The organism is Pseudomonas alloputida (assembly GCF_021283545.2).
Lineage (GTDB): Bacteria > Pseudomonadota > Gammaproteobacteria > Pseudomonadales > Pseudomonadaceae > Aquipseudomonas > Aquipseudomonas alloputida.
On sequence record NZ_CP128540.1, the window covers coordinates 4,345,963 to 4,368,160 of the forward strand.

17 protein-coding genes are annotated in these 22,198 nt (G+C 62.9%); 7 read left to right on the plus strand and 10 right to left on the minus strand.

All coding sequences use genetic code 11. The features are described from left to right. Positions 1-59: 59 nt before the first annotated feature. Entirely contained in the window at positions 60-743 is a 684-nt protein-coding gene (lolD, locus tag LU682_RS20175; RefSeq protein WP_172830932.1) for a lipoprotein-releasing ABC transporter ATP-binding protein LolD, read from the minus strand. Positions 744-750: 7 nt separating this feature from the next. After that, entirely contained in the window at positions 751-2,001 is a 1,251-nt protein-coding gene (locus LU682_RS20180; protein WP_010953141.1) for a lipoprotein-releasing ABC transporter permease subunit, read from the minus strand. 93 nt (positions 2,002-2,094) lie between these two features. On the opposite strand from LU682_RS20180, the gene LU682_RS20185 reads away from it, so the two are divergent. Both LU682_RS20185 and LU682_RS20190 read left to right on the plus strand, forming a co-directional pair. Continuing rightward, a complete protein-coding gene (locus tag LU682_RS20185; RefSeq protein WP_010953140.1) occupies positions 2,095-2,679 on the plus strand; it encodes a PilZ domain-containing protein in 585 nt (194 codons plus the stop codon). A gap of 31 nt (positions 2,680-2,710) precedes the next feature. Next, positions 2,711-3,427, plus strand: a complete 717-nt coding sequence (locus LU682_RS20190; protein WP_003248799.1) for a glycerophosphodiester phosphodiesterase — start codon at positions 2,711-2,713, stop codon at positions 3,425-3,427. A gap of 48 nt (positions 3,428-3,475) precedes the next feature. Here the strand turns inward: LU682_RS20190 and sthA are convergent, their stop codons facing one another. The 3 genes from sthA to LU682_RS20205 all read right to left on the minus strand — a co-directional run bounded on the left by sthA (position 3,476) and on the right by LU682_RS20205 (position 7,717). Then, positions 3,476-4,870, minus strand: coding sequence for a Si-specific NAD(P)(+) transhydrogenase (gene sthA, locus LU682_RS20195; RefSeq protein ID WP_010953139.1), 1,395 nt, complete (start codon positions 4,868-4,870; stop codon positions 3,476-3,478). 204 nt (positions 4,871-5,074) lie between these two features. After that, positions 5,075-6,073: an FAD:protein FMN transferase gene (locus tag LU682_RS20200; protein ID WP_010953138.1), complete on the minus strand. Its 999-nt coding sequence runs from the start codon at positions 6,071-6,073 to the stop codon at positions 5,075-5,077. A gap of 180 nt (positions 6,074-6,253) precedes the next feature. Beyond that, positions 6,254-7,717: a glyceraldehyde-3-phosphate dehydrogenase gene (locus LU682_RS20205; protein WP_010953137.1), complete on the minus strand. Its 1,464-nt coding sequence runs from the start codon at positions 7,715-7,717 to the stop codon at positions 6,254-6,256. Between the two features lie 167 nt (positions 7,718-7,884). Here LU682_RS20205 and mfd point away from each other — a divergent pair, with 167 nt between their 5' ends. The 3 genes from mfd to LU682_RS20220 are packed head-to-tail and all read left to right on the plus strand — an operon-like array spanning position 7,885 to position 15,238. Next, positions 7,885-11,334 carry a transcription-repair coupling factor gene (gene mfd, locus LU682_RS20210; protein ID WP_010953136.1) on the plus strand — a complete coding sequence of 1,150 codons (3,450 nt, stop codon included), beginning with the start codon at positions 7,885-7,887 and terminating at the stop codon, positions 11,332-11,334. A gap of 9 nt (positions 11,335-11,343) precedes the next feature. Next, on the plus strand, positions 11,344-11,916 hold the full coding sequence (locus tag LU682_RS20215) for a peptidoglycan binding protein CsiV (protein ID WP_010953135.1): 573 nt from the start codon (positions 11,344-11,346) through the stop codon (positions 11,914-11,916). Positions 11,917-11,920: 4 nt separating this feature from the next. Then, the gene (locus tag LU682_RS20220; protein WP_061405610.1) at positions 11,921-15,238 is read left to right on the plus strand and encodes a DEAD/DEAH box helicase; all 3,318 of its coding nucleotides are present in this window, start codon (positions 11,921-11,923) and stop codon (positions 15,236-15,238) included. A 142-nt stretch (positions 15,239-15,380) separates the two neighbouring features. Here the strand turns inward: LU682_RS20220 and nagZ are convergent, their stop codons facing one another. Both nagZ and LU682_RS20230 read right to left on the minus strand, forming a co-directional pair. Next, positions 15,381-16,379: a beta-N-acetylhexosaminidase gene (gene nagZ / locus LU682_RS20225; protein WP_172835038.1), complete on the minus strand. Its 999-nt coding sequence runs from the start codon at positions 16,377-16,379 to the stop codon at positions 15,381-15,383. 189 nt (positions 16,380-16,568) lie between these two features. Next, a complete protein-coding gene (locus LU682_RS20230) occupies positions 16,569-17,276 on the minus strand; it encodes a TetR/AcrR family transcriptional regulator (RefSeq protein ID WP_010953132.1) in 708 nt (235 codons plus the stop codon). A gap of 215 nt (positions 17,277-17,491) precedes the next feature. Between LU682_RS20230 and lexA the strand changes: the two genes are divergently transcribed. Together lexA and sulA are read left to right on the plus strand one after the other, a co-directional pair. Then, positions 17,492-18,100, plus strand: coding sequence for a transcriptional repressor LexA (lexA, locus tag LU682_RS20235; RefSeq protein ID WP_010953131.1), 609 nt, complete (start codon positions 17,492-17,494; stop codon positions 18,098-18,100). A 13-nt stretch (positions 18,101-18,113) separates the two neighbouring features. Then, positions 18,114-18,590 (plus strand): SOS-induced cell division inhibitor SulA, encoded by a 477-nt coding sequence (gene sulA, locus LU682_RS20240; protein WP_010953130.1) that lies wholly within the window; start codon positions 18,114-18,116, stop codon positions 18,588-18,590. Positions 18,591-18,640: 50 nt separating this feature from the next. Here sulA and LU682_RS20245 read toward each other — a convergent pair whose 3' ends face one another. The 3 genes from LU682_RS20245 to topA all read right to left on the minus strand — a co-directional run bounded on the left by LU682_RS20245 (position 18,641) and on the right by topA (position 22,140). After that, a complete protein-coding gene (locus tag LU682_RS20245) occupies positions 18,641-18,874 on the minus strand; it encodes a hypothetical protein (protein ID WP_003248777.1) in 234 nt (77 codons plus the stop codon). A gap of 50 nt (positions 18,875-18,924) precedes the next feature. Further along, positions 18,925-19,440: a DUF6586 family protein gene (locus tag LU682_RS20250; RefSeq protein WP_003248773.1), complete on the minus strand. Its 516-nt coding sequence runs from the start codon at positions 19,438-19,440 to the stop codon at positions 18,925-18,927. Between the two features lie 90 nt (positions 19,441-19,530). Continuing rightward, positions 19,531-22,140 carry a type I DNA topoisomerase gene (gene topA, locus LU682_RS20255; RefSeq protein WP_003248770.1) on the minus strand — a complete coding sequence of 870 codons (2,610 nt, stop codon included), beginning with the start codon at positions 22,138-22,140 and terminating at the stop codon, positions 19,531-19,533. Positions 22,141-22,198 lie beyond the last annotated feature (58 nt).

The window sequence follows — 22,198 nt, forward strand, 5'->3', positions numbered from 1 at the left end:
TACGAAATCACCCAATGGAAACAGGAAAACGGGGCAGCACCTGCCACCCCGGCAGTCGATCAGATGGCCACCAGGTGGCCATCGTCGAGCTTCAGCACACGGTCCATCTGCCGCGCCAGGTTGAGGTCGTGGGTGACCACCAGGAATGCCGTGCGCGAAGCGCTGGACAGCTCCTGCATCAGCTCCTGGATGCCTTGGGCGGTATGGTGGTCGAGGTTACCGGTTGGCTCGTCGAGCATCACCAGGCCGGGGCGGTTGACCAGCGCCCGGGCAATCGCCACGCGCTGGCGTTCGCCGCCGGAAAGCTCGGCCGGCTTGTGGTTCAAGCGGTGGCCCAGGCCTACCCGCTTGAGCAGCGCCTCGGCACGCTCCCGGGCCTCGGGGATGGGCGTTCGGCCGATCAGCAGCGGCATGCACACGTTCTCGATGGCGGTGAATTCCGGCAGCAGGTGGTGGAACTGGTAGACAAAGCCCAACTCACGGTTGCGTAGCAGGCCACGGGCACGCTCGCCCAGTGCCGACAGCTCTTCGCCAGCCAGCCACACGCTGCCCTGGGTCGGCCGGTCGAGGCCGCCCAGCAGGTTGAGCAAGGTACTCTTGCCCGAGCCGGAACTGCCAACGATGGCCACCCGCTCACCGGCCCGCAGTTCCAGGTTGAGCCCGGACAGCACCTGCACCGACTCCGGGCCCTCGTCGTAGGACTTGCCCAGGTTGCGGCAACTCAGAACGGCTTTATCACTCATGCGCGACTCACTCATAACGTAGCGCCTCTGCAGGCTGGGTGCGGGCCGCACGCCAGGCCGGATACAGGGTGGCGAAGAAACTCAGGACCAGTGCCGCTCCACAGACCATGTACACGTCCTGGGCCAGGATCTGCGACGGCAGGTAATCGATGAAGTACACGTCGGCGTTGAGGAACTTGTGGCCGATCAGTGTCTCGATGCCGGCGATCGCCGCGCTCACGTTCAGTGCCGCGAAGATCCCGACCACGGCGCCGATCAGCGTACCGATCACCCCGATCACCGTGCCCTGGACCATGAAGATGAGCATGATCTGCCCGGGCGTGGCGCCCAGGGTGCGCAGGATGGCGATGTCGCCGCGCTTGTCGTTGACCACCATCACCAGGGTGGAAATGATGTTGAACGCCGCCACCGCCACGATCAGCAGCAACAGCAGGCCGATCATGGCCTTTTCCATACGGATCGCCTGGTACAGGTTGCCGTGGGTACGGGTCCAGTCACGGCTATAGAATTCCTGGTCGCCCAGCTGCTGGGCGATGCTCCAGGCTACGCGCGGCGCCTGGAACAGGTCGTCGAACTTCAGGCGCAGGCCCTGGACCTGGTCGGGCTTCCAGCGGTGCAGGCGGGACAGGTCGCTGATGTTGGTCAGGCCCAGGTAGCCGTCGATCTCCCCCGCGCCAACGTGGAAGGTGCCAACCACGGTGAAGCGCTTCATGCGCGGGAACATGCCGGCGGGGGTCACGCTGACCTCGGGGGCGACGAAGGTGAGCTTGTCGCCGATGGCAACGCCGAGCTTGGCCGCCGCCTTGTCGCCGATCATGATGCCCCACTCGCCCGGCGCCAACTGGTCCAGGCGGCCTTGCAGGACGAAGTTGTCGATGATCGACACCTCGCGCTCGCGAGCGGGGTCGATGCCATTGAGCAGCACCTTCTGCACCTTGCCATCATGGGTCAGCAGGCCCTGCATCTGGGTGAACGGCGCAACCGCTACCACCTGCGGATTCTGCTTTACTTGTTGGGCAAGGGCCTGCCAGTCGGCAATGGGCTGGCCGCTCTCCAGCGTGGCATGGGGAATCATCCCCAACACGCGGGTGCGCATCTCATGGTCGAAACCGTTCATCACCGACAGCACCACGATCATTACCACCACGCCCAGGGCGAGGCCGATCATCGAGGTCAGGGAAATGAACGAGACGAAGTGATTGCGACGTTTGGCACGGGTATAACGCGTGCCGATGAATGCGAAAAGAGGTCTGAACATGTCGGGGCTTGTTCGGATGAAAGGGAACGTCCTTGTGGCGAGGCGCCTACGGCGGCTTTACACTCGGACCACCGCCGCTACCTTGGGTTCGCCATGACGACATTAGACGAAGAAGATCGCCGCGAATACTACCGCATCGAAGATCGGATCGCACTTCAAATAAGCCCCCTTAGCGCGGCCGAAGCCCTTGAACCAGATGTGTTGCAAGATGATTCGCCGCTGTTCAACCTGCTCAGCGAGCTGCACCTGGCCGACTTCGAGTCGCAACACCTGTTGCGCCAGTTAAGCGACAAGGACCGCACCCTCGCCGCCTTCCTGCGGGCACAGAACAAGCGCCTCGACTTGCTCAGCGCGGTGGTTGGGCAAACCCTGCTTGGCGAAGTCGGCGAGCCGCTGCCGGTGGTCATTTCCGAAGGCGGCATCGAATCCGTCCACGCCACACAGATTGCCCCCGGTACCCGGGTGAAAGTGAAAATGGTGCTGATGCCGCGCGCCCACGGCCTGCTGCTGCGCGGCAAGGTCACCCATTGCGACCCTCGCCCGGAGGGCGGCTTCGAGGTCGGTACCGAGTTCATCGACATGACCGACGCCCAACGACAACTGCTGGCCCGATACATCCTGCAGCGCCAGCAACAACAACGGCGCCAGCAGCTGGAACTGAACGACCCCGCCTCCTGAGCCAATTTTTCCCTGATTTGAAGGAACGAACGTGACCCTGATCTACGGCCATCGCGGCGCCAAGGGCGAAGCACCCGAGAACACCCTGAAGAGCTTTCAGCAATGCCTGTCCCATGGCGTGACCCGCTGCGAGCTGGACCTGCACTTGTCATCCGACAACGAACTGATGGTCATCCACGACCCCACCCTCAAGCGCACCACGGGCCGGCGCGGCAAAGTGGTCGAGCACCCGGCCGCCGAACTGGTCAAGATCGATGCCCGCAAAGGCGGCCCGGGCCACGTGCAGCCCTGCCCGATCCCGAAACTGGAAGAGCTGTTCGAAAAATGCCCGTTCGAACACTGGCAACTGGAGGTGAAAAGCGCCTCTCGCACCCGCGCGGCCACCACCGTCCTGGCGATCCGTGAACTGGCTCAGCAATATGGCCTGCTGGACAAGGTGACCATCACCTCCAGTTCACGCGAAGTACTGGGCGCCGCCCTGGAACTGGTGCCAGACGTGAAGCGCGGGCTGGTGGCCGAATACGCCTGGCTCGACCCGCTGAAGGTGGCACAAAACTATGGCTGCGAACTGCTGGCATTGAACTGGACGCTGTGCACCCCCGAGCGCCTGCTCAAAGCACAGGGCCAGGGTTTGCATGTGTCGGTGTGGACGGTCAACGAGCCGGCACTGATGCGCCGGCTGGCTGACTTTGGTGTGGACAGCCTGATTACAGACTTTCCCGGTTTGGCCAAGACCACCCTCGGGTAGGGTTGAAATCGGTCTCTCCGACCGGCTCAGGCCACCGGTCGGAGCCGCTCAAAAAAGCCGGTTCAGGCCGTCATAGGCAGCTACCCGATAGGCTTCGGCCATGGTCGGGTAGTTGAACGTGGTGTTGACGAAGTACTTCAGGTTGTTCTGCTCACCTGGCTGGTTCATGATCGCCTGGCCAATGTGGACGATTTCCGAAGCCTGGTAGCCGAAGCAATGCACGCCGAGGATTTCCAGGGTTTCGCGGTGGAACAGGATCTTCAGCATGCCCTGCGGCTCGCCGGCGATCTGCGCACGCGCCATGCTCTTGAAGAAGGCCTTGCCCACTTCGTACGGCACCTTGGCCTGGGTCAGCTCCTGCTCGTTCTTGCCGATCGAGCTGATCTCGGGAATGGTGTAGATACCCGTCGGCACGTCGTTGACGAAGCGCCAGCTGCCGTTATCGACAATGCTGCCAGCGGCCGACCGGCCCTGGTCATGGGCAGCACTGGCCAGGCTTGGCCAGCCGATCACGTCGCCGGCACCGTAGATGTTCGGCACGGTGGTACGGTAGGCCTCGTCGACCTCGATCTGGCCACGGCTGTTCACCTTGATGCCGATGTTTTCCAGGCCCAGCTTGTCAGTGTTGCCGGTACGGCCGTTGCACCACAGCAAGGCGTCGGCCTTGATCTTCTTGCCCGACTTGAGGTGCAGGATCACCCCGTTGTCCAGGCCTTCGACGCGCTCGTACTCTTCGTTGTGGCGCACGGTGATGTTGTTGTTGCTGAAGTGGTAGCTCAGCGCCTGGGAAATTTCCGAATCGAGGAAGCTCAGCAGCTGGCCACGGTTGTCGACCAGCTCGACCAATACGCCCAGGCCACTGAAGATCGAAGCGTATTCGCAACCGATCACGCCGGCACCGTACACGATCAGCTTGCGCGGGGTATGGCTGAGGCTGAGGATGGTGTCGCTGTCGTATACGCGCGGGTGGTGGAAGTCGATGTCGGCCGGGCGGTAGGGGCGCGAGCCGGTCGCGATGATGATGTGCTTGGCGTTGAGCTTCTCGACCACGCCATTCGGGCACACCACTTCCACGGTTTGCTCGTCGGCAAAGCTGCCGGTGCCGACGAACACGTCGACGCGGTTACGGGCATAGTAGCCGGTGCGCGATGCGACCTGCTTGGCGATGACCTTCTCGGCGCTTTTCAGCACGTCCGGGAACGAGAACCAGCGCGGCTCGCCGATGGCACGAAACATCGGGTTGGTATTGAACTGCATGATCTGCCGCACCGAGTGACGCAGTGCCTTGGACGGAATGGTACCCAAGTGGGTGCAGTTGCCACCGACCTGGCGACGGTCATCGACCATCGCTACCTTGCGCCCTGCTTTGGCGGCGTTCATTGCCGCGCCTTCACCGGCCGGGCCGGAACCCAGCACCACTACGTCGTAGTTGTAGACAGCCATGCGTACTCCTTCAGAACTGGCCCGCAAGCCACGGTCGCTCGCGGGGCACGATCATGCCGCCGGGGCGCCATGAGAAAATTCGGGTGCAGTCTAATCAACCCTGAACGCCGCGCACATTAACCCTTGGTCGCGTCGTAGGCCAATTTTGCCCGCACTACATATGCTTCACCCATTCCCTGGCGGCAATCATCCCTGCTTGTGCTTTCACTGGCCTTTCACTGCCCGTTCGAACGCGGGCGTAGCTCGGGAGACGAAGCCTCCCTCTGCTCGAGTCACCAAAACCGCAGCCAGATCATGCGCCACGGCAAAATCCCAGCCTCGCTGTGGGCCCAGGATGAGCAGCAGCGTCGAATAGCCATCGGCCAGCAGTGCTGAGGCGTCCAGCACCGTAACGGCAGCCAGGTCATGTTCGACCGGGCGCCCGAGGCGGGCATCGAAGGTGTGCGAATAGCGCCGGCCATTCTGCTCGAAATAGTGCCGATAGTCACCCGAGGTTGATACTGAAAGGCTATTGACCGGGATGATCTGGCGGGCGATCTGACGGTCTTCGCGGGGCAGTTCCAGGGCAATACGCCAAGGGCTGCCGTCAGGCTTGCGACCAACCGCCTTCAGCTCGCCAGTGGCCTCGGCGACAAAACTGCTGACACCCATGGCCTGCAGGCGCGCAGCGATCAAGTCGACAGCATGACCGGCGACGATGCTGTTGAAGTCGAGCTGCACCGGGGCATCCTTGCACAGGGCTCGACCTTTGACGCGCAAGTGCTGGTAACCCACACGCTGGCGCACCTGGGCCAGTGCCTGTGGTTCGGGCACTTGCTCGTGACGGGCCTGAGGGCCGAAGCCCCACAAGTCGAGCAATGGCTCTACGGTGAGATCGAAAGCGCCATCGCTCTGCTCGGCAAGGTGCTGACCCAGGCTGACCAACGCGAGCATGTCAGGCGGCAGAGCCAGGCACTGGCCCGCAGGCAAGCGGTTGAACTGGCTTACGATGGAATCGCCGCGGTAGGTCGAGTAGTGGTGGTCGATGTCGTGCAGGATGGTTTCCACCGCCATCTGCACCTGGGCCGGCAGCGGGCCACCAGGCTCGCGGACGTACTGGATGCTGTAGCTGCTGCCCATGGTCGGACCACCCAGGCGCTCCAGGGTGGGGCCTTGGTTGCAGGCGGTGAGTAGCAGCAGAATGAACAGTAGGGCTGTGCGCACAGTAGGGTTTCTCGGTTGCCGGTGCTGGCCTCTTCGCGGGTAAACCCGCTCCTACAGGGGCAGCGATAATCCTGTAGGAGCGGGTTTACCCGCGAAAGGGCCGGCACTGACAACACACATTCAGAATAAAAAAAAACGGGAACCCGAAGGTTCCCGTTTTTTCATTGCCTTACAAGCGAATCAGCGTGGAAACGCTGGCGGGTTCACACCAGCCATGTCTTCCATCACACGAACCACCTGGCAGCTATAACCGAATTCGTTGTCGTACCAGACGTACAGAACAACGCGGTTGTCGTTGGCGATGGTCGCCTCTGCGTCAACCACACCGGCGTGGCGCGAGCCGACGAAGTCGGTCGAAACCACTTCCTGGGAAGCCACGTAGTCGATCTGCTTGTGCAGCTCCGAGTGCATGGCGGTCTGGCGCAGGTACTCGTTGATCTCGTCGCGGGTGGTGGCCTTTTCCAGGTTCAGGTTCAGGATGGCCATCGAAACGTTCGGCGTCGGGACACGAATGGCGTTGCCGGTCAGCTTGCCCTTCAGCACTGGCAGTGCCTTGGCAGCAGCGGTGGCGGCGCCGGTTTCGGTGATTACCATGTTCAGTGGCGCGGCACGGCCACGGCGGCTGCCCTTGTGGAAGTTGTCGATCAGGTTCTGGTCGTTGGTGAACGAGTGAACGGTTTCGACGTGGCCGTTGACGATGCCGTACTGGTCGTTGATGGCCTTGAGCACCGGCACGATGGCGTTGGTGGTGCAGGAGGCCGCCGAGATGATCTTGTCATCGGCAGTGATATCACCGTGGTTGATACCGTGCACGATGTTCTTCAGCGCGCCCTTGCCAGGTGCGGTGAGGATCACGCGGGCAGCACCCGGGCAGGCCAGGTGCTGGCCCAGGCCGTCGGCGTCACGCCATACGCCGGTGTTGTCGACGATGAGCGCATTGTCGATGCCGTACTGGGTGTAGTCGACTTCGCTAGGGCTCTTGGCGTAGATAACCTGGATCAGGTTGCCGTTGGCAGTGATGGTGTTGTTGGCTTCGTCGATGGTGATGGTGCCATCGAACGGACCATGCACCGAGTCACGGCGCAGCAGGCTGGCACGCTTGACCAGGTCGTTTTCGGCGCCTTTGCGCACGACGATGGCACGCAGACGCAGGCCGTCACCACCACCGGTCTTCTCGATCAGGATGCGCGCCAGCAGGCGGCCGATGCGACCGAAGCCGTACAGGACAACGTCGGTGCCTTTGCGCGCCGAAGCGTTCTGCTGACCGACCACGTCGGCCAGCTCTTCACGGACGAACTGCTCGGCAGTGCGGCCATTGCCTTCCTGCTTGAACTTGTTGGCCAGCTTGCCCAGGTCGACCGATGCGGCGCCCAGTTTCAGCTCGCTCATGGCCTTGAGCAGGGGGAATGTCTCGTGGACGGACAGTTCGGTTTCGTCGGTTTGGCGGTGGCGCGCAAAGCGGTGCGCCTTGAGAATCGAGATAACCGAACGGTTGATCAGGCTGCGGCCATAAATCGAGCTCACCACATTGTTATTGCGGTAGAGCTGACCGATAAGCGGGATCATCGCTTCAGCCAGGGCTTCACGATCAATCCACTCACCAAGACACTGGTCGGGCTTCTGAGTCACGGGAACCTTCCACATGTAGGGACAGAAAAAAGGGGCTACATTATGACGCCCCAACGCGGAACCGGCAATGAGTGCCTGTCGCAGTGACGCAAGCCAGTGTTCATGCCCTTTCGAGCCTGACAGCCGGCACTGTCACCGGTACAATCGGTCTCTTTGCCGCAACGCTTGGAGTGCAATCTCCCGTGTCAGTTCTGCGCCTACCGCAAATGTCGGCCACGGCCGGCAAACAAACCTGGGGCAACCTGCCCGGTGCCGCCCTCAGCCTTGCCATCGCCGAAGCCGCCAGCAGCGCTGGCCGCTTCACCCTGCTGCTGACGGCCGACAGCCAGGCCGCCGACCGTCTGGAGCAGGAGCTGCGCTTCTTTGCCCCAGACCTGCCCGTGCTGCCGTTCCCCGATTGGGAAACCCTGCCCTACGACCTGTTCTCGCCGCACCAGGACATCATCTCCCAGCGCATCGCCAGCCTGTACCGTCTGCCGGAGCTGAGCCACGGCATCCTCGTGGTGCCGATCACCACCGCCCTGCACCGCCTGGCACCCACGCGTTTTCTGCTGGGCAGCAGCCTGGTGCTGGATGTGGGCCAGACCATCGACGTGGAACAGATGCGCCTGCGCCTGGAGGCCAGCGGTTATCGTTGTGTCGACACCGTCTACGAGCATGGCGAGTTCGCCGTGCGCGGCGCGCTGATCGACCTGTTCCCGATGGGCAGCAAACTGCCCTACCGCATCGACCTGTTCGATAACGAGATCGAGACGCTGCGCACCTTCGACCCCGAGACCCAGCGCTCGATCGACAAGGTGGATTCGGTGCGCCTGCTGCCAGCACGCGAATTCCCGATGCAGAAGGAAGAAGTGACCCGCTTCAAGGCACGCTTTCGCGAGCGCTTCGACGTCGACTTCCGCCGCAGTGCAATCTTCCAGGACCTGGCCAGCGGCATCATCCCCGCCGGTATCGAGTACTACCTGCCACTGTTCTTCGAAGAAACCTCGACCCTGTTCGACTACCTGCCGACCGACACCCAGGTGTTCTCGCTACCCGGTGTGGAACAGGCCGCCGAGCACTTCTGGAACGACGTGCGCGGGCGTTATGAAGACCGCCGCGGCGACCTCAGCCGGCCGCTGTTGCCGCCGGCCGAGCTGTTCCTGCCGGTGGAAGATTGCTTCGCCCGGCTCAAGCAGTGGCCCCGGGTGGTGGTCAGCAGCGAAGAGCTGGAGCCTGGCGTGGGCCGCGAGCGCTTCCCGGCGCGCGCCCTGCCCAACCTGGCCATCGAGGCCAAGGCCAACCAGCCGCTGGCCGAGCTGGCCAACTTCCTCGACCAGTTCCCCGGCCGCGTGCTCTTCACTGCCGAATCAGCGGGCCGCCGGGAAGTGCTGCTGGAGCTGCTCGAACGGCTGAAGCTGCGCCCGCATACCGTCGAAGGCTGGGACGACTTCATTACCGGTGCCGAGCGCCTGGCGATCACCATCGCCCCACTGGACGACGGCCTGCTGCTGGACGATCCAGGGCTGGCGCTGATTGCCGAAAGCCCACTGTTCGGCCAGCGGGTGATGCAGCGCCGGCGCCGTGACAAGCGCGGCGAAACCGCCAACGACGCGGTCATCAAGAACCTCACCGAGCTGCGCGAAGGTGCGCCGGTGGTGCACATCGACCATGGCGTCGGCCGCTACCTGGGCCTGGCCACGCTGGAAATCGACGGCCAGGCCGCCGAATTCCTGACGCTGGAATACGCCGAGAACGCCAAGCTGTATGTGCCGGTGGCCAACCTGCACCTGATCGCCCGCTACACCGGCAGCGACGACGCCCTGGCACCGCTGCACCGGCTGGGTTCGGAGGCCTGGCAGAAAGCCAAGCGCAAGGCCGCCGAACAGGTCCGCGACGTGGCCGCCGAACTGCTCGACATCTATGCTCGCCGCGCCGCGCGCAAGGGCTACGCGTTTGCCGACCCGTCGGCTGACTACGCCACCTTCAGCGCCGGCTTCCCGTTCGAGGAGACCCCGGACCAGCAGGCCGCCATCGAGGCCGTGCGCGCCGACATGCTGGCACCCAAGCCAATGGACCGCCTGGTCTGTGGCGACGTGGGCTTCGGCAAGACCGAAGTGGCCATGCGCGCGGCGTTCATCGCCGTGCACAGTGGCCGCCAGGTGGCCGTGCTGGTGCCCACCACCCTGCTTGCCCAGCAGCATTACAACAGCTTCCGCGACCGCTTTGCCGACTGGCCCGTGACCGTGGAAGTGATGAGCCGCTTCAAGTCGGCCAAAGAAGTGGCCGCCGCCGCCGCGGACCTTGCCGAAGGCAAGATCGACATCCTCATCGGCACCCACAAGCTGCTGCAGGACGACGTACGCTTCAAGGACCTGGGCCTGGCCATCATCGATGAAGAGCACCGCTTTGGCGTGCGCCAGAAAGAACAGCTGAAGGCGCTGCGCAGCGAGGTCGATATCCTCACCCTGACCGCCACGCCGATTCCGCGCACGCTGAACATGGCGGTGGCGGGCATGCGCGACCTGTCGATCATCGCCACGCCGCCAGCACGCCGCCTGTCTGTGCGCACCTTCGTCATGGAACAGAACAAGAGCACGGTCAAGGAGGCGCTGCTGCGCGAACTGTTGCGCGGTGGCCAGGTGTACTACCTGCACAACGATGTGAAAACCATCGAAAAATGCGCCGCCGACCTTGCCGAGCTGGTGCCCGAGGCACGCATCGGCATCGGCCACGGGCAAATGCGCGAACGCGAGCTGGAACAGGTGATGAGCGATTTCTACCACAAGCGTTTCAACGTGCTGGTGGCCTCGACCATTATCGAAACCGGTATCGACGTGCCCAGCGCCAACACCATCGTCATCGAGCGCGCCGACAAGTTCGGCCTGGCCCAGCTGCACCAGCTGCGTGGCCGGGTTGGCCGTAGTCACCACCAGGCCTACGCCTACCTGCTCACACCTACCCGTCAGAAGGTGAGCGCCGACGCCGAAAAGCGCCTGGAGGCGATCGCCAACACGCAAGACCTTGGCGCAGGCTTTGTGCTGGCCACCAACGACCTGGAAATCCGCGGTGCCGGCGAGCTGCTGGGCGAAGGCCAGAGCGGGCAGATCCAGGCAGTGGGCTTCACCCTGTACATGGAAATGCTCGAACGTGCGGTCAAGGCAATCCGAAAAGGTACCCAGCCGAACCTTGAGCAACCCCTGGGTGGCGGCCCGGAGATCAACCTGCGCCTGCCGGCACTGATCCCAGAGGACTACCTGCCTGACGTGCATGCGCGCCTGATCCTGTACAAACGCATTGCCTCGGCTGCCGACGAAGAGGGTCTCAAGGACTTGCAGGTCGAGATGATCGACCGCTTCGGCTTGTTGCCAGAGCCGACCAAGAACCTGATGCGCCTGACGTCACTCAAGCTGCACGCGGAAAAGCTCGGCATCAAGAAAGTCGATGCGGGGCCCAACGGTGGCAAGCTCGAGTTCGAAGCCGAAACACCGGTCGACCCACTGACCCTGATCAAGCTGATCCAGGGTCAGCCCAAACGTTACAAGTTCGAAGGGGCCACCCAGTTCCGCTTCCTGGTACCGATGGAACGCCCCGACGAACGTTTCAATACCCTGGAGGCGCTGTTCGAGCGCCTGACCCCACAGCCTGCCTAAGGAAGACTCATGCGTGCCATCCGTTGCCTGACCCTGCTGCTGGCGCTGTTCGCCCCAGCTGCCTTCGCCGAAGGCCTGTATCAGGTAGAAATGATTCTGGTGCGGCAGAACAGCGTGCCCGCCTTCACCAGCCCGTTCGCCCCCGAAGACTGGAGCGCTGGCGCCCCACGCCTGGCGAAAGATGCCGAGCGCCCCCCAGCACTGGAAGATGAAGCCACCCGCCTGGAAGCAACCGCCGACTACACGGTGCTGATGCACAAGGCCTGGCAACAGCAGGTGGGCAGCGAACCCAGCCGCATCGCCCTGGGCGAAGGCACCGAACAGTTCGGGCACTTCCCGATCGAAGGCAACCTGAGCATCGCTGAAGGCCGCTTCATCACCGTCGAGGCCAACTTCTGGGTCAACCAGCTGGATGGCAACGGCAGCGTGCTGCAAAGCGAGCAGTTCAGGCAGAGCAACAGCAACGTCAAGGGCGGCCAGCTGACCTTTCTCGACGGCGGGCACCTGGCGGTGCTGCTGAAGGTGACCCCACCAGGCACGCCGAAAATGCCGGTGATGGACCCGGAGATGATGGAGCAGTAAGCCCATGAAGGACGATGCCGCCGAAATGGTGAACGCCTATCCGAACTGGATTCAATCGTTCAGCAAAGCTGCCCTGCAGCGCGGTGAGCGCTATGCCGAGGAAGGCAGGGCCGAACTGGAAGGCATTCATGGGCCAACCATAACGGCCAGTTGCCAAGGGAGCGGCAACAACCACTACCGGCAACGCATCGAGTTGCACGTAGCGGGCGGCCACTGCCATGTGCGCGGTGACTGCGATTGCCCGGTTCGGCACAATTGCAAGCATTGCGCCGCTGTCCTTTTCTGCGTGAGCGACCGCTTTTCCCGTAGGGAGGCAACGCAAGCCAACCCAGGCGCCTTGTCTGCCGAATTGCAGCACTGGTTGAGCGGCCTGGAGCAAGCCCCGCCCAAAGCCGACGCCACCGAAGACAAACGCGGGCGCATGGTGTGCTATCAGCTGCAGCTTACCGACGATGCTGGCTGCGCCCTGCTTGTGCGCAAGGGCACGCGGACGGAGGACGGTATCCGCTTCAGCCGCGTCCAGTCCCTTTACGATTTCCTCTACGAGCCACCGCGCTTCGTAACAGACGAAGACATCCGCATTCTGCGCCTGCTCTCGGCCTTGAATCAGGGCGGCGGCCAGGATCGCGGCTACCGACTGAAGGGCCATGAAGGTGGCGAGCTGTTCCAGCGCGCCCTCGAAACCGGGCGGATGTTCTTCGACACCGACCTCCCCCTGCTTCATGAAGGCCCGGTGCGCCACGCCGAGTTTCGCTGGGTACGCCTGGACAACGGAAATTACCGGGGGCGGTGGTACAGCGGCGAAGCGATGCTGCGCTGCGTCATCCCGCTGCTGCCGCTTTACTACCTGGACCTGCCGACCCGTGAAGTGGGCAAGGTCGAGCACAGCCTGGATCCCCACGTCGCCGTACAGCTGACTATTGCACCCGACGTGCCGGAACACCTGGTCGTACCCCTGAGCCACAAGCTCAATGCCCTCAGCCATAAGGTGCCGACCCCGACGCAAGTGCAGGAGCAGTTGCTCGATAACATCCAGCCAAAGCCCCTTCTTGCTCTCGGCAGCCTTGAATACACCGCCTACATGCCGAAAACCGGTCGCATGCAACGGCAGATGCAACACCGCGCCGCATTGGCGTTCGATTATGACGGCTTGCAGGCCAGCGGCACCGACGAAAAGCCGCTGACCCGCCTGGCAGGCAGCACCAGCCAGCGCATTCGCCGCCAGCCTCAAGCCGAGCAGACGCTGCGCCAGATGCTGCGCGATTTCGGCTTCAAACCCGCTACACGGCAGAGCAAGGCCCTACCCGACAGCGCCGGCGAAATGTACCAGTTGCCTGACGACGAAGCCTGGCTGCGCTTTGCCCGCGAGGGCCTGCCGCGCCTGCGCGAAGCCGGTTGGGACATCGACATTCACCGCGATTTCGCCTTCAACCTGCAGGAGGTGGACGACTGGTATGCAACCATCGACGAAGCGCCCGGCCATGAATGGTTCGACCTGGAATTAGGCATCGTGGTCGATGGCCAGCGCCACAGCCTGCTGCCGATCGTGTTGCACCTGCTGCGCAGCAGCCCGGAGCTGCTACGCCCCAGCGAACTGGCCCGGCGCAGTGACGATGAACCCCTGTTGATCGACCTCAACCGCGGCCGTCTCGATGCCCCGGCTTTGCGCGTCGCCCTGCCCTACGGCCGCATCAAGGCAGTCATGGGCACCCTGGGCGAGCTCTACTTGCACGAAGACACTGCAGGCCCGTCCCTGCGCATGGAGCGTGCCGACGCCGCGCGCCTGAACGAAATAGAAGGCCTGCCACTGCACTGGGAAGGTGGCGAGCACGTACGCGATCTGGGCCGCCGCCTGCGCGATGCCCGGGACCTGCAGGTAGAACCGCCCACCGGGCTGCAGGCCAGCTTGCGCCCTTATCAGCAGCAAGGCTTGAACTGGCTGCAGGCCCTGCGCGAGATGGGTACCGGCGGTATCCTCGGCGACGACATGGGCCTGGGCAAGACCCTGCAGGCCTTGGCCCATCTGCTGCTGGAGAAACAGTCCGGGCGCCTGAGTGCACCGGCCCTGGCAGTCATGCCGACCAGCCTCATTCCCAACTGGCTGGACGAAGCCCAGCGCTTCGCCCCCGACCTGCGCGTCCTGGCACTGCATGGGCCGGGGCGCAGCAAGCACTTCACCAAACTCCATGAGTACGATCTGGTCCTGACCACTTACGCCCTGATGCCACGCGACCTCGAACAGTTGCGCCCCCAGGCCTGGCACGTGCTGATACTGGACGAGGCGCAAAACATCAAGAGCAGCAGCAGCAAGGCTGCCCTCGCCGTCTGCGAGCTACAGGCCGGGCAGCGTTTGTGCCTGACCGGCACGCCGATGGAAAACAACCTGGGCGAACTGTGGTCGATCTTTCACTTCCTGATGCCCGGCTGGCTGGGCGACCTGAAGCGCTTCAACCAGGATTACCGCAACCCGATCGAACGCCACGGTGACAGCGAGCGCATGGCCCACCTGGCCAGCCGCATCCGGCCGTTCCTGCTGCGACGCACCAAGGAGCAGGTGGCCACAGAGCTGCCGGCCAAGACCGAAATGGTGCACTGGGTCGAGCTCAGTGATGCCCAGCGCGATACGTATGAAGCCGTGCGAGTGGCCATGGACCAGAAAGTCCGCGACGAAATCGCCCGCAATGGCGCCGCACGCAGCCAGATCGTGATCCTCGATGCGTTGCTCAAGCTGCGCCAGGTGTGCTGTGACCTTCGCCTGGTCAAGGGGGTAGAAAGCAAAGGCAACCAGGCCGACAAGGGCAAGCTGGGCGCGCTGCTGGAAATGCTCGAAGAACTGCTCAGCGAAGGGCGTCGGGTGTTGTTGTTCTCACAGTTCACCTCGATGCTGGCGCTGATCGAGCAGGAGCTCGAGAAGCGCAAGATCCGCTACAGCCTGCTGACCGGCGACACTCGCGACCGTCGCACGCCAGTGCAGCAGTTCCAGCAAGGTGAAAGCGAAGTGTTCCTGATCAGCCTCAAGGCTGGGGGCGTAGGCTTGAACCTGACGGCGGCGGACACCGTGATCCACTTCGACCCCTGGTGGAACCCGGCGAGCGAAAACCAGGCTACCGACCGTGCCTACCGCATCGGCCAGGACAAACCGGTGTTCGTGTTCAAGCTGATTACCCGGGGTACGGTGGAAGAGAAGATCCAGTTGTTGCAGCAGGAAAAGGCAGCATTGGCCGCCAGCCTGCTGGACGGCGGGCAGGCTGGGCAATGGCGGCTTGGCGATGAAGAAATCGAGGCCCTGTTCGCGCCATTGCCCGGGAAGCGCGGGCGGTAGGCCAAAGGGGGATAGAGCGTAGGAGCGGGTTTACCCGCGAAAGGGCCGGCCCTGCCGACCAATCTCCACCCGCCGTTCACCGTTCCGCCGCTACCGTATTCGCAGGTAAACCCGACTTGTGGGAACGAACAGGCCAGCGCAGTCAATCGACCAGCTGAGCTTCCTTCAACGCCCCCAACGCCTCCAGCCAGCGCGGCTGCTGGCGATAATCGGTTCGCGCAAACCCTTGCCCACGCATCCGCGCAATCCGCGGCGATGGCTTGACCTTCATGCGCTGCGCCGCACTCAGCGCCAGCTCCGCCGCCGCCCGGTCATTGCACACCAGGCCCATATCACAACCGGCGCTCAGCGCCGCCTCGATACGGCTGGCCGCGTCGCCCACCACATGCGCACCGGCCATCGACAGGTCATCACTGAAAATCACCCCATCAAAGCCCAGCTCGCCACGCAGGATGTCCTGCAACCAACGCCGCGAGAAGCCAGCGGGCTGGTTGTCAACCTGCGGGTAGATGACATGCGCCGGCATCACTGCCGCCAGTTGCCCACTCAGGCGGGTAAACGGCACCAGGTCGGACTGGCGCAGTTGTTCCAGGCTGCGTTCATCAGTGGGGATGGCCACGTGCGAATCGGCTTCGGCCCAGCCATGCCCCGGGAAATGCTTGCCACAGGCGGCCATACCCGCCGCATTCATGCCACGGATGAACGCGCCGGCCAGGCGCGTTGCAAGCAGCGGGTCACCCTCGAACGCGCGGCTGCCCACCACGGCGCTACGCTGGTGGTCCAGGTCGAGCACCGGAGCGAAGCTGAGGTCCAGGCCAACCGCCAGCACCTCGGTCGCCATCAGCCAGCCGCACTGCTCAGCCAGATACTCGGCATTGTCGTTATCGGCCAGCGCACGCATGGCCGGCAGGCGCACAAAGCCCTGGCGCAGACGCTGTACGCGCCCGCCTTCCTGGTCCACTGCCAGGATCAGATCGGGGCGAATGGCGCGGATGGACGCGCACAGTTCGCGAACCTGGCGCGGGTTGTCGATATTGCGGGCGAAGATGATCAGGCCAGCCACTTCCGGCTGGCGAAGCAGTTGACGGTCTTCGGCGGTCAGCCATTTACCGGCGATATCCACCATCAGGGAGCCTTGCAGGCTGACAGTCATGGGTAATCCTTCATTGAAGACAGAGAGAGGCCCACCGAGGGGCAGCAGACACCGGCAGACACGCGCCGTTGGCCACAGGCAAAGCCATACAGGCACTGGTCAGCAAGGGAGATGCGAAGTAGATCGAAATCGGGCATGGGCGCTAGCTTAGCGGAAGCGCCCCGCCACGCCCAGCCTTCAGGCCTTGGCGGTAGCCGAACCGGTCTTTGTGCGCGGGCGCAGCTGCGCAGTGGCCATCGCCTCGTCGGTCACACCGCTGTCAGCGCGCATGCCTGCCGCCAGGAACGGCACCATCAGGCGCATCACCTGCTCGATCGAGGTGTTGATGCCGAAGTCGGTCTCGGCAATCGCCCGCAGGGCCTTGATACCGGACATGCTGAAGGCCGCGGCACCCAGCATGAAGTGCACACGCCAGAACAGTTCCAGTGGCGGAATGCGTGGCGCAGCCTCGTTCACCAGCAGCATGTAGCGGCGGAACACCTTGCCGTACATGTCTTCCAGATAGCGCCGCAGGTGACCCTGGCTCTGGCTGAACGCCAGGCCCAGCAGGCGCATGAAGATCGACAGGTCGTTGTTGCTGCGCGGCTGCACGGCCAGCGCCTGCTCTACGAGCATTTCCAGCAGTTCTTCGAGGCTGGGCTTGTGCTCCGGCTTGGCCTGGCGGCGCTCCAGCTCACGCTCCAGACTGGCGCAGAATGGGCCAAGGAAACGCGAGAAAACGGCCTGGATCAGCGCCTTCTTGGAGCCGAAATGATAGTTGACTGCCGCCAGGTTGACCCCGGCCTTGCTGGTAATCAGCCGCAACGAGGTTTCGGCGAACCCCCTTTCCGCGAACAGCTGCTCGGCAGCGTCGAGAATGCGTTCAACGGTTTCCGATTGGGCCATGACTACTCCGACTACTCCGTCAGACAAACAGGTGTTTGAAACATACGTTTCAGCCCTGCTTCTGTCAAGGCTCGGTGACTGGGCGGTCGCCATTTAAAAGCGCCAGCCGGCCCACTGCAAGCGCCACCTCTTCTGTTTATTGCGCCTTTTGGCTTGCAGCGCACCCAGTACTGTATATAATTCCAGTCACTGTACAAAAAGACAGAGCGCTTACCATGTTGAAACTGACGCCACGCCAAGCCGAAATTCTCGCGTTCATCAAGCGCTGCCTGGAAGACAACGGCTTCCCGCCTACCCGCGCCGAGATTGCTCAGGAGCTGGGCTTCAAGTCGCCCAATGCCGCCGAGGAGCACCTCAAGGCCCTTGCCCGCAAGGGCGCGATCGAAATGACGCCGGGCGCTTCCCGCGGCATCCGCATCCCTGGCCTGGAAGCCAAGGCTGAAGAAGCCGGCCTGCCCATCATCGGCCGGGTCGCTGCCGGTGCGCCGATTCTTGCCGAACAGCACATCGAGCAATCCTGCAACATCAACCCTGCCTTCTTCCACCCCCAAGCCGACTATTTGCTGCGCGTACACGGCATGAGCATGAAGGACGTCGGCATCTTCGACGGCGACCTGCTGGCGGTGCACACCTGCCGTGAAGCCCGCAACGGCCAGATCGTTGTGGCGCGCATCGGTGACGAAGTCACCGTCAAGCGCTTCAAGCGCGAAGGCAGCAAAGTCTGGCTGCTTGCCGAAAACCCCGAATTCGCCCCCATCGAAGTCGACCTGAAAGAACAGGAGCTGGTGATCGAGGGCTTGAGCGTCGGCGTCATTCGCCGCTGATCCAGGAGGCGTCATGCAGCAGTTCATTCACGCACCCGAGCAAGCCCAGTTGCCCCTGTTCGAAGCATTCCTCGCCCAGCCCGTGCTGCCAGGCCTGAAAGCCAGGGAACCGGCGCGCAAGAGCAGCCAGCCCGAGCTGTTCAGCGAACTGTCGCTGCGCGGCGCCCCTGGCCACTGCCAAAGCCTGCTGGCCCCCGTGCTGCGCGAACTGAGCGAAGAGGACGAGGCCCGCTGGCTGACCCTGATCGCCCCACCGCCAAGCCTGACCCAGGCCTGGCTGCGCGATGCCGGGCTCAACCGTGAACGTATTCTGCTGCTGCAACCCCGCAGCAATCAAAGCGCGCTGCAACTGGCCTGTGAGGCTTTGCACCTGGGCCTCAGCCACACCGTGGTGAGCTGGCTGGGCAACGTCAATGCCGCTGCACGCCAACAACTGCTACGTGCAGCCAGTGCCGGAAATGCACAAAGCCTGAACATCCGCCTCGGCTGATGTTCAGGCTTTGCCTGTCACTTCAAATAGCCTGATACGCTGCTGCACACTCAGTGCAGCACACGCGGCCCTTCATCACGCTCGAGCTCGCCATCCATCAGGCGACCGGCCATCTGCACGCCCACACTGAGCATGGCCTTGGCCACTTCCACATGCTGACCCTGCAGGAACACCTTGGCGTCTTCCGAGAAATCCAGGGTTACCAGAGAGCCCTCATCCTCGGCGCGACGAAGTTCGATGCGGCCGTCAGGCAACTCGACAATTTCCAGAAAAGACGTAGACATAAATGGCAGTTCTCCGCGAAAGGCGATTATTGTACCAGCCGTTGCGGCTATCAGCACTCACTCAACGCGTCACGGAAACGTCTCACCAAACTTTTAAGGTCATTGCGCCAGCTTTCCAGCTCGGCACGCGACAGCGCTGGATGCTCAGGCTCATCAAGATTGACAGCTTGAATCAGGGGCTGGGTAACGTCGGTTTTCGGCGCTTTTCTGGCGACCGGTGGTCGGAACAAATCGGCATAAGCACCGAGCATTTGCGCCAGCCAGGTTTCCCGCTGGCGGGCCAGCTCCAGCAACTCGGCCACTTCCGGGATGGCGATACCGTTCAGGGCATCGTCGGCCAGTGCTTGCTCCACCGTTGCGACGACCGGCAGGCGGTAGAAGCCCCCGATTTCATGGCACAGGCCCAACAGAGCGCCATACAGGTGGAACAGCGCCGACTCGCGCTCAGCCTGGACCAAACCTTGGGCATTCATGGCCTGACTTTGTTCAGCCTTGGCCATGGACTCGAGGGCGAGGCCGGCGAAGAACAGTTTCTGGTTGGTACGGGTGTAGAGTTCCTGGGCCATTTCAGTGCCCTCCCATAAGGCTACAAGGCGGATATCTGCATCATAAATGATTGGGGCCGCAAAGCGGCCCCAAATCACAGCACCAATGGATCAGCGCTTATCTTCAACCTTCCAGGCATTGCCGTCGTAGAACGCCTTCCAGCCGGTCGGCTTGCCATCGACCTCGGACTGCACATACTGCTCCTTGGTCTTGCGGCTGTAGCGGATCACCGCCGGGCGGCCATCCGGGTCTTTCTGCGGCGCATCGCACAGGAAGTGGTACTTCGGGTCGATCTCATGCTTGTGCGGCACAATCTCCAGCACCAGCGGCGCACGGGTTTCGCGGTTCTTGGGGAACTGGCTGGCAGCCAGGAACAACCCGGAAGCACCGTCGCGCAGCACGTAGGTATCGTCGACCTTCTCGCACTTGAGCTCCGGCATGTCCACCTTGTCCATCTTCGGTGGCGCCGCCTCGCCGCTCTTGAGCAGCTTGCGGGTGTTCTTGCACGCCGGGTTGGTGCAGCCGAAGAACTTGCCGAAACGGCCGGTCTTCAATTGCATCTCGCTACCGCACTTGTCGCACTCCAGGCTCGGCCCTTCGTAACCCTTGATGCGGTAGTTGCCTTCTTCGATCTCGTAACCGACACAATCCGGGTTGTTACCGCAGATGTGCAGCTTGTGTTTCTCGTCCAGCAGGTAGGCGTCCATCGCCGTGGCGCAGATCGGGCAACGGTGCTTGCCCAGCAACACGCGCGATTCCGACTCGCCCTCGTCGTCAGCGGCAATCTCGTCGCCCGGCACCAGGTTGACGGTAGCCTTGCAGCGCTCTTTCGGCGGCAGGCTGTAGCCAGAGCAACCCAGGAACACACCCGTAGAAGCGGTGCGAATCATCATCGGCCGACCACATTCCTTGCACGGAATGTTGGTCATGGTCGGCTGGTTGGCACGCATGCCGTCTTCGCTGGACTCGGCAGTCTGCAGCTTTTTGCTGAAATCGCCGTAGAACTCGTCGAGCACGTTCTTCCAGTCACGCTCGCCCTGGGCGACGTCGTCGAGGTTCTCTTCCATGTCGGCGGTAAAGCCGTAGTCCATCAGGTTGGAGAAGCTCTCCGACAAACGCTCGGTGACGATGTCGCCCATCTTCTCGGAGTAGAAGCGACGGTTGTGCAGCGTCACATAGCCACGGTCCTGGATGGTGGAAATGATCGCCGCGTAGGTCGATGGGCGGCCAATACCGCGCTTTTCCATTTCCTTGACCAGGCTGGCTTCGGTAAAGCGTGCAGGTGGCTTGGTAAAGTGCTGGCTCGGGTCGATCTGGATCAGCTTGAGTGCTTCACCCTGCACCATCTCTGGCAGCACGTCGTCTTCGCCCGGCTTGCTCTGCTGCGGCAGCACACGGGTGTAACCGTCGAACTTGAGGATGCGGCCCTTGGCGCGCAGCTCGAAATCGCCGGCAGCGACGGTAACGCTGGTGGACAGGTACTGCGCTGGCGGCATCTGGCACGCCAGGAACTGGCGCCAGATCAGCTCGTACAGGCGCTCGGCGTCACGCTCCATGCCGCTGAGCTTGGTCGGGTGGGTATTCACGTCAGAAGGCCGAATCGCTTCGTGCGCCTCCTGGGCGCCCTCCTTGCTGCCGTAAACCAGTGGCGCCTCCGGCAGGTACTGCTTGCCGAACTCCCGTTCGATGTAGCTGCGTGCCATATCCAGGGCGTCAGCCGACAGGTTGGTCGAGTCGGTACGCATGTAGGTGATGTAACCGGCTTCGTACAAGCGCTGGGCCATCATCATGGTTTTCTTCACACCGAAGCCCAGGCGGTTACTGGCCGCTTGCTGCAAGGTGGACGTAATGAACGGTGCCGATGGCTTGCTGCTGGTCGGACGGTCTTCGCGCTTGACCACGCTGTAACTGGAAGCCTTGAGCTTTTCCAGTGCAGCCATGGCCTGAGCTTCGTTCAGCGGCTTGAAGGCCTCGCCCTTCTCGCGCGCCACCTCGAAACGCACCTTGGCGTTCTTGGCGGTGCCGAGGTCGGCGTGGATCTCCCAGTACTCTTCCGGGATGAAGGCGCGGATCTCACGCTCACGCTCAACCACCAGCTTCACCGCCACCGACTGTACACGGCCAGCGGACAGACCACGGGCAATCTTGGCCCACAGCAGTGGCGAAACCATGTAACCGACCACGCGGTCGAGGAAACGCCGCGCCTGCTGGGCATTGACCCGGTCGATGTCCAGCTCGCCTGGCTGCGAGAAGGCTTCCTGAATGGCCTTCTTGGTAATTTCGTTGAACACCACGCGCTTGTAGCGGGTGTCGTCACCCCCGATGGCCTCGCGCAGGTGCCAGGCAATGGCTTCCCCTTCGCGGTCCAAGTCGGTTGCGAGGTAGATGGTGTCGGCATCCTTGGCCAGGCGGCGCAGCTCTTCGATCACCTTTTCCTTGCCAGGCAGGATCTCGTACTTGGCCTTCCAGCCATGGTCGGGGTCGACGCCCATGCGTGCCACCAGCTGGCGGCGGGCCTTCTCTTTCGGCGAAAGCGCCGGCGCCTCACCCGCAGCCTTGCCACGCTTGGCGGCCGGCTCTTTGCTCGCGCTGGCCGAACCGCTGGTGGGGAGGTCTCGGATATGGCCGATACTCGACTTCACCACGTACTGGTTGCCCAGGTACTTGTTGATGGTCTTGGCCTTGGCCGGGGATTCCACAATGACCAGCGATTTGCCCATGGATCGGAGTATTCCTGAATCTGAAGATAAAAAACGCGCCAAGTGCCAGACGCGGCAC

Bases quoted from the DNA above. Each gene is read 5' to 3' on its own strand.
- topA (WP_003248770.1), bottom strand. From the start codon at position 22,140: ATGGGCAAATCGCTGGTCATTGTGGAATCCCCGGCCAAGGCCAAGACC.
- LU682_RS20185 (WP_010953140.1), top strand. From the start codon at position 2,095: ATGACGACATTAGACGAAGAAGATCGCCGCGAATACTACCGCATCGAA.
- LU682_RS20220 (WP_061405610.1), top strand. From the start codon at position 11,921: ATGAAGGACGATGCCGCCGAAATGGTGAACGCCTATCCGAACTGGATT.
- lolD (WP_172830932.1), bottom strand. From the start codon at position 743: ATGAGTGATAAAGCCGTTCTGAGTTGCCGCAACCTGGGCAAGTCCTAC.
- LU682_RS20215 (WP_010953135.1), top strand. From the start codon at position 11,344: ATGCGTGCCATCCGTTGCCTGACCCTGCTGCTGGCGCTGTTCGCCCCA.
- sthA (WP_010953139.1), bottom strand. From the start codon at position 4,870: ATGGCTGTCTACAACTACGACGTAGTGGTGCTGGGTTCCGGCCCGGCC.
- LU682_RS20245 (WP_003248777.1), bottom strand. From the start codon at position 18,874: ATGTCTACGTCTTTTCTGGAAATTGTCGAGTTGCCTGACGGCCGCATC.
- LU682_RS20250 (WP_003248773.1), bottom strand. From the start codon at position 19,440: ATGGCCCAGGAACTCTACACCCGTACCAACCAGAAACTGTTCTTCGCC.
- lexA (WP_010953131.1), top strand. From the start codon at position 17,492: ATGTTGAAACTGACGCCACGCCAAGCCGAAATTCTCGCGTTCATCAAG.
- LU682_RS20180 (WP_010953141.1), bottom strand. From the start codon at position 2,001: ATGTTCAGACCTCTTTTCGCATTCATCGGCACGCGTTATACCCGTGCC.
- sulA (WP_010953130.1), top strand. From the start codon at position 18,114: ATGCAGCAGTTCATTCACGCACCCGAGCAAGCCCAGTTGCCCCTGTTC.
- LU682_RS20230 (WP_010953132.1), bottom strand. From the start codon at position 17,276: ATGGCCCAATCGGAAACCGTTGAACGCATTCTCGACGCTGCCGAGCAG.
- LU682_RS20205 (WP_010953137.1), bottom strand. From the start codon at position 7,717: ATGTGGAAGGTTCCCGTGACTCAGAAGCCCGACCAGTGTCTTGGTGAG.